The organism is Xenorhabdus eapokensis (assembly GCF_001908105.1).
Genome location: NZ_MKGQ01000070.1, coordinates 1 through 4879 on the forward strand (window position 1 = coordinate 1; position 4879 = coordinate 4879).

The window sequence follows — 4879 nt, forward strand, 5'->3', positions numbered from 1 at the left end:
ACACTGTTTTTTACACTGTCCGAGACAGCGATATCCTGATCGCCCGTATCTTGCATCAACAGATGGATCACGCCCAACATTTATGGTGACCGTGATGATCAACAGTTTGTGTCTCTTTTCACAATATCAATCACGCCATATTTAAAATATCACTGATAAAACCGTCTCAAAACGATTTTGAGCGATTTTTTTGCTCTTGATGATGGAATCTGTGTTGATATCTAAAAAATGGCTCAGAGAGATTTTTAAGTGGGTTTATGCTTGTTAAGGCATGGAAGGCTGCTCTTCGGATTTATTGGGATCTTCGTGGATTGAACCGCCGATACAAAGGGGGACTAAATCTTTCAGCCCTGCAAAGCCGTGAGCAAAGCGAACCCATCGGCACGAAACGTAATGTAACAGCAGGTGCGTAGAGTCGAAGGCAGCGGATTTGATCTTGTAACCCCTTGTAGGTTTGTTAGGAATTTTAAGGATAGAGCAAAACAAAAAAGCTGAATTAAATCTTATTTTTCTTTGTTATCCACAGATCTCTCCCCTTATTTAACCTTATTTCTTTTAAATTATAAACCTTATGGTGCTTGTATATAATTGATTTTTAATCGATTTTTAGGTAAAGCGCATAGAAAATTACGGTAAAGCGCATAGAAAATTACGGTACTTTTACCTTAAAGCGCATAGAAAATTACGGTAAAGCGCATAGAAAATTACGGTGATATCCACAGATATTGGCATAGAAAAAAAAATAATCTATACCAATAATATATTGTATAGATTATTATCATATCTATACTTCACATGGATTAAATTATGATGAGCCAAGTTGCTATAAAATCTAACAGTTTAATTGAAGCTAGTTACAAATTGACTTTGCAAGAACAGCGTTTCTTACTTACTTGCATCTGCAAATTAAAAGCTTTTGATGTTCCGGCTGATAATCAGAAAAAAATGACTATTACAGCATCTGAATTCTTTTGTAATTTTCCTGAAATGGGTCGAGAAAACGCAGAAAGAGAATTAAATAAAGCTATAGATAGGCTTTGGGATAGAACTATTTTCATCAAAGATGAGAATATTAAACGAGAAGTTAGATGGTTACAAGAAAGGGCTACTTACCTTTCAGGAGAAGGAAAAATTGAAATAACTTTTTCTGACTCTGTTCTACCTTACTTGACGATGTTACAAGGATCTTTCACTAAGATACTATTAAAGAATGTATCATCATTGGCAAGTGCATACAGCATTAGGTTATATGAATTACTCATACAACGATTTGACTTTCAAAATAGATACATTCCCCTTGATGAATTTAGGATTATCTTAGGGATAGGAAATAAATACCTTCAATTTAGAGCTCTTAATCAATGGGTAATAAAACCTTCCGTTGATGAATTAAATGAAAAAACAAACTTAGAAGTAAAAGTGGATACAGTAAAGCAAGGTAGAAAAGTAGTCGGATTACATTTTTATTTTAAAGAAGATAACTAAATAAAAATGGTGATGTAACAAAAATAATAACAAAGAAATATTTTTCATATTTCTTTGTTTGATTTCATCCATATGTTATGTTAAGAATTGTAATAATCAAATCTAATTCTAAATAACTAGGATGGTAATTTTATGTCATACATGATTTATTTATCTTTAAATGGTAAAAACCAAGGTCTCATATCTGCGGGATGTTCAACACCAGATTCGATAGGAAATCGGTATCAAAATGGACACGAGGACGAAATACAGGTACTTAGCTTAAACCACACAATAACGCGAGATCAAAATGTCAGCCATCAACCAATACAATTCATAAAACCAATAGATAAATCTTCCCCATTATTAGCTATGGCAATAGATTCGAACGAGTCCCTAAATGGAAAATTTATCTTTTACAGAACCAGCCAAGCTGGACAATTAGAGTTGTTTTATGAAGTGAAAATAACTGAGGCTACTATTGTTGATATTTCTTGTATATACCCACATTCTATAAATAACTTTGATGCTATGCCACATGAAAGAGTTTTACTAAACTACAAATCCATATCATGGAATCATATAACAGCTGGAACATCAGCTTATAGTATATGGGAAAACAGAAATTTTTAATTAGAGGTAAGCATAGCTTATGCTATGCTTATTTACATAATGATATGTTTTTCACATACTTATTTGTTTCTATCCATGATGATTTTGCACATAAAAAATAATTTTCACTTTTAAGTTTAAAATCAACATAAAAAGAAAAAAGAAACGTAAAAACAAATCCAACCATACCTATGAAAGTAAGCAACCCACCAATCCTGTTACTTAAAGTAACCTTGTTTTTATTACTTAAGTTTACCTTGTGGTTTCTTAAAATTGACTTAAATAAAAGTATGGATATATATACACACAATGGGCTACACCAAATAAAAAAAGAACTTTTCGCTGAGAATGTAACAATGTCACTTCTGGTTAAAAGCCTTTGATAATCTATAATTGATGCTATAGCTCCAATTATAGAGGCACCCATAAATATAAGTGCAGCAATAAATATTTTTACTTTTGATGGATCATTTTTATTAACCACGTGAATACCGTCCCAACATATTGAAAAATTGATCAGGATGATAAGGTGTAGGAGGCTTTGCCTTATGCTCTTTTAATCTTTGAATTATAGACTCACTGATTTTAAATTTATTATCTAGTTCCATTAACCCCCAGACAACAATTGCTCCAACGACGAAAACACCAAAAGCTATAGCAGTAGCACTTAAGGTGGTGGTAATAATGAGCGAAATAGCTGCTGTTACTACCAACCTAGCTATTGTTGTTGCTACAATTAACTTAGCCATATCCATTGATAAATTAACAAAAAAATCAGTTAAGGTATACTCATCCTTAAGGAGTAATTCAACAGCTCTATATCCAGCTGAAAATATAATACCAAATCTAGCTCCTGAAACAACACTACTTTCCATAGCCACAGAACCTATCCCAACCTCCATTATTTTTTTATTTTTTATAAGATATCTTGTCGAATTTAAATACTTCCTAATACCTGGATGATCAGTTATCTTTATATATCTTTCCCCATTTTTACCTAAATATTCTATAGCTTTTATTCCCTTTCCTTTTAGTTCATTTATTATATGAGAAAATATTCCAATATTTATAGGTTTAAAATTTTCTGCAACTTTTAAAACACCAGGAATATCTTTTATATTTGCGGCGAAATTTGATAAAACATCTGTTGTTGGGAAAATATTACTATTAATAATTGATTTTAAATCACTTCCTAATTCTTTCAAAAAAATAATAGCTTCATTCTGATCTAATAACACATGATACTCTACATTTTCCTTTAGTTGACTTTCAAGATCTTTATAATTAATGTGATTCATTTGTTTTTTGAAATTTACTTCATAATCAAAATCATCTTCAACCCATGTTCTTAATCGTGGATCAAATTTCATTTTATAACTCCATTTATATTTTATGTTATCAAAAATTTCAGTTTATATATTATCGGATTAACTTACTTTTTCTTTAGTTTTCCTGAATTATTGGGAACTAGATCAAATTTACCGTGCCAGCCGAACATTTCTTTTGTCTCCGAGCATCAGACTACTGAGTCACTGAAAGCCCGCTTAGCAGGGAAAGGGGGGGGCGTACTCCCCGATTCAGTTCCCCTTTGTATCGGCGGTTCGACGACAGTATCCCCGGTAACTTCTGGTGAGCACCATGCCCTAAAGCGGGTTTTGTAAAGGGCATCTAAAACTCATTCCTTCCGGTGTCTTTCCCTTTTAATCTTGTCAGAAAAATAGTCTCGCGGGGTGTCGGGGCGTTGCCCTGACCAAGAGATTTGTAACAACGACTGCGTGCAGGCGGTGCTACAAATCACATCTGGTCCCCTCTTTGATCCGGCTTTTTCGCAAATTTCACAGCCACTTTTTTTTCAAATTTTTCGCAACCTTGAAACGGTTTTTCGTCAATTCAAAATCAGCATCAGGAACAACATGACGATGAACACGCGAAGGTTCGGGTTGCAACTCACCGTTTTCAATTGCCACCATTTCTTTCACACCACTCAGCAACTGTTGAAACAAATCTGCTCTCATAATTTTCTCAACTCATTGACAATCTAACTTCAAAAAGTGAGTTGAAGGTGTATCGGTTTTTTTAGGTGGCTTCACTGAGTACGATTTCCTAGAAAAACAAGCCGAACAAGGTTTATAACCGTTTTTTTAGTGGCGTCACTTGGTAAAACACAAGTGACGCAGCCTCCCTGCTTGAATAAATAACAACCGTTTTAATTGGGTCACAAATCAGTTTGCAGTATGCTTGATGTATTAACAGTTAATACAGGTGTCCACTTAATGAGAAAAATTACGTCCATCAGTATGGGGAAACAACTTGACGGTTTTGTGCAACGGATGATTGAAAGTGGCCGTTACGGTTCAGCCAGCGAAGTGATGCGTTCGGCATTGCGTTTGCTGGAGCAACAGGAATATCAGGATGAAGTCATCCGTAACGCGGTGATTGAGGGACTGGAAAGCGGGGAAAGTGCGTTGACGCTGCGGGAGATTGCTGAACAGAGGAAACAGCGACATCGTGTATAGGCTATCAGAACGTGCTGCGGAGGACTTTGCAAATATTTATGATTATACGTTGATACAATTTGGGGAAGCCCAAGCGGATCACTATACAGACGCTCTGAACGTATTTTTAGAGACGCTGGCAAATATGCCCGATATTGGACGGGATTATCCGGCAGTATACGGTGTTAGACGGATAGAATTTCAGCGCCACACTGTTTTTTACACTGTCCGAGACAGCGATATCCTGATCGCCCGTATCTTGCATCAACAGATGGATCACGCCCAACATTTATGGTGACCGTGATGAT

At 35.1% G+C, this 4879-nt stretch carries 9 protein-coding genes; 5 read left to right on the plus strand and 4 right to left on the minus strand.

Annotated elements, in window-relative coordinates; all coding sequences use genetic code 11:
- The first annotated feature begins 257 nt into the window (after positions 1 to 257).
- The 3 genes from Xedl_RS28005 (at position 258) to Xedl_RS18965 (ending at position 2097) form a co-directional block, all read left to right on the plus strand.
- Positions 258 to 413, plus strand: coding sequence for a hypothetical protein (locus Xedl_RS28005; protein WP_158024414.1), 156 nt, complete (start codon positions 258 to 260; stop codon positions 411 to 413).
- Between the two features lie 394 nt (positions 414 to 807).
- Positions 808 to 1485, plus strand: a complete 678-nt coding sequence (locus tag Xedl_RS18960; protein WP_074025272.1) for a replication initiation protein — start codon at positions 808 to 810, stop codon at positions 1483 to 1485.
- Between the two features lie 132 nt (positions 1486 to 1617).
- Positions 1618 to 2097, plus strand: a complete 480-nt coding sequence (locus Xedl_RS18965; protein ID WP_074025273.1) for an Hcp family type VI secretion system effector — start codon at positions 1618 to 1620, stop codon at positions 2095 to 2097.
- 28 nt (positions 2098 to 2125) lie between these two features.
- Here Xedl_RS18965 and Xedl_RS18970 read toward each other — a convergent pair whose 3' ends face one another.
- The 4 genes from Xedl_RS18970 to Xedl_RS18980 all read right to left on the minus strand — a co-directional run bounded on the left by Xedl_RS18970 (position 2126) and on the right by Xedl_RS18980 (position 4091).
- Positions 2126 to 2560, minus strand: coding sequence for a DUF1240 domain-containing protein (locus Xedl_RS18970; RefSeq protein ID WP_339373765.1), 435 nt, complete (start codon positions 2558 to 2560; stop codon positions 2126 to 2128).
- Positions 2553 to 3446, minus strand: coding sequence for a hypothetical protein (locus tag Xedl_RS18975; protein ID WP_074025274.1), 894 nt, complete (start codon positions 3444 to 3446; stop codon positions 2553 to 2555). The genes Xedl_RS18970 and Xedl_RS18975 overlap by 8 nt, the downstream gene beginning before the upstream one ends.
- A gap of 151 nt (positions 3447 to 3597) precedes the next feature.
- The gene (locus Xedl_RS28010) at positions 3598 to 3744 is read right to left on the minus strand and encodes a hypothetical protein (RefSeq protein ID WP_158024416.1); all 147 of its coding nucleotides are present in this window, start codon (positions 3742 to 3744) and stop codon (positions 3598 to 3600) included.
- 167 nt (positions 3745 to 3911) lie between these two features.
- A complete protein-coding gene (locus Xedl_RS18980; protein ID WP_074025275.1) occupies positions 3912 to 4091 on the minus strand; it encodes a hypothetical protein in 180 nt (59 codons plus the stop codon).
- A 258-nt stretch (positions 4092 to 4349) separates the two neighbouring features.
- Between Xedl_RS18980 and Xedl_RS18985 the strand changes: the two genes are divergently transcribed.
- Positions 4350 to 4592 carry a type II toxin-antitoxin system ParD family antitoxin gene (locus Xedl_RS18985; RefSeq protein ID WP_074025276.1) on the plus strand — a complete coding sequence of 81 codons (243 nt, stop codon included), beginning with the start codon at positions 4350 to 4352 and terminating at the stop codon, positions 4590 to 4592.
- Positions 4585 to 4869, plus strand: coding sequence for a type II toxin-antitoxin system RelE/ParE family toxin (locus tag Xedl_RS18990; protein ID WP_074025277.1), 285 nt, complete (start codon positions 4585 to 4587; stop codon positions 4867 to 4869). The genes Xedl_RS18985 and Xedl_RS18990 overlap by 8 nt, the downstream gene beginning before the upstream one ends.
- The last annotated feature ends 10 nt before the right edge of the window (positions 4870 to 4879 follow it).

Excerpts from the sequence above, each read along its gene's own strand:
- Xedl_RS28005 (WP_158024414.1), top strand. The coding sequence starts at position 258 with ATGCTTGTTAAGGCATGGAAGGCTGCTCTTCGGATTTATTGGGATCTT.
- Xedl_RS28010 (WP_158024416.1), bottom strand. The coding sequence starts at position 3,744 with ATGCCCTTTACAAAACCCGCTTTAGGGCATGGTGCTCACCAGAAGTTA.
- Xedl_RS18985 (WP_074025276.1), top strand. The coding sequence starts at position 4,350 with ATGAGAAAAATTACGTCCATCAGTATGGGGAAACAACTTGACGGTTTT.
- Xedl_RS18960 (WP_074025272.1), top strand. The coding sequence starts at position 808 with ATGATGAGCCAAGTTGCTATAAAATCTAACAGTTTAATTGAAGCTAGT.
- Xedl_RS18980 (WP_074025275.1), bottom strand. The coding sequence starts at position 4,091 with ATGAGAGCAGATTTGTTTCAACAGTTGCTGAGTGGTGTGAAAGAAATG.
- Xedl_RS18965 (WP_074025273.1), top strand. The coding sequence starts at position 1,618 with ATGTCATACATGATTTATTTATCTTTAAATGGTAAAAACCAAGGTCTC.
- Xedl_RS18975 (WP_074025274.1), bottom strand. The coding sequence starts at position 3,446 with ATGAAATTTGATCCACGATTAAGAACATGGGTTGAAGATGATTTTGAT.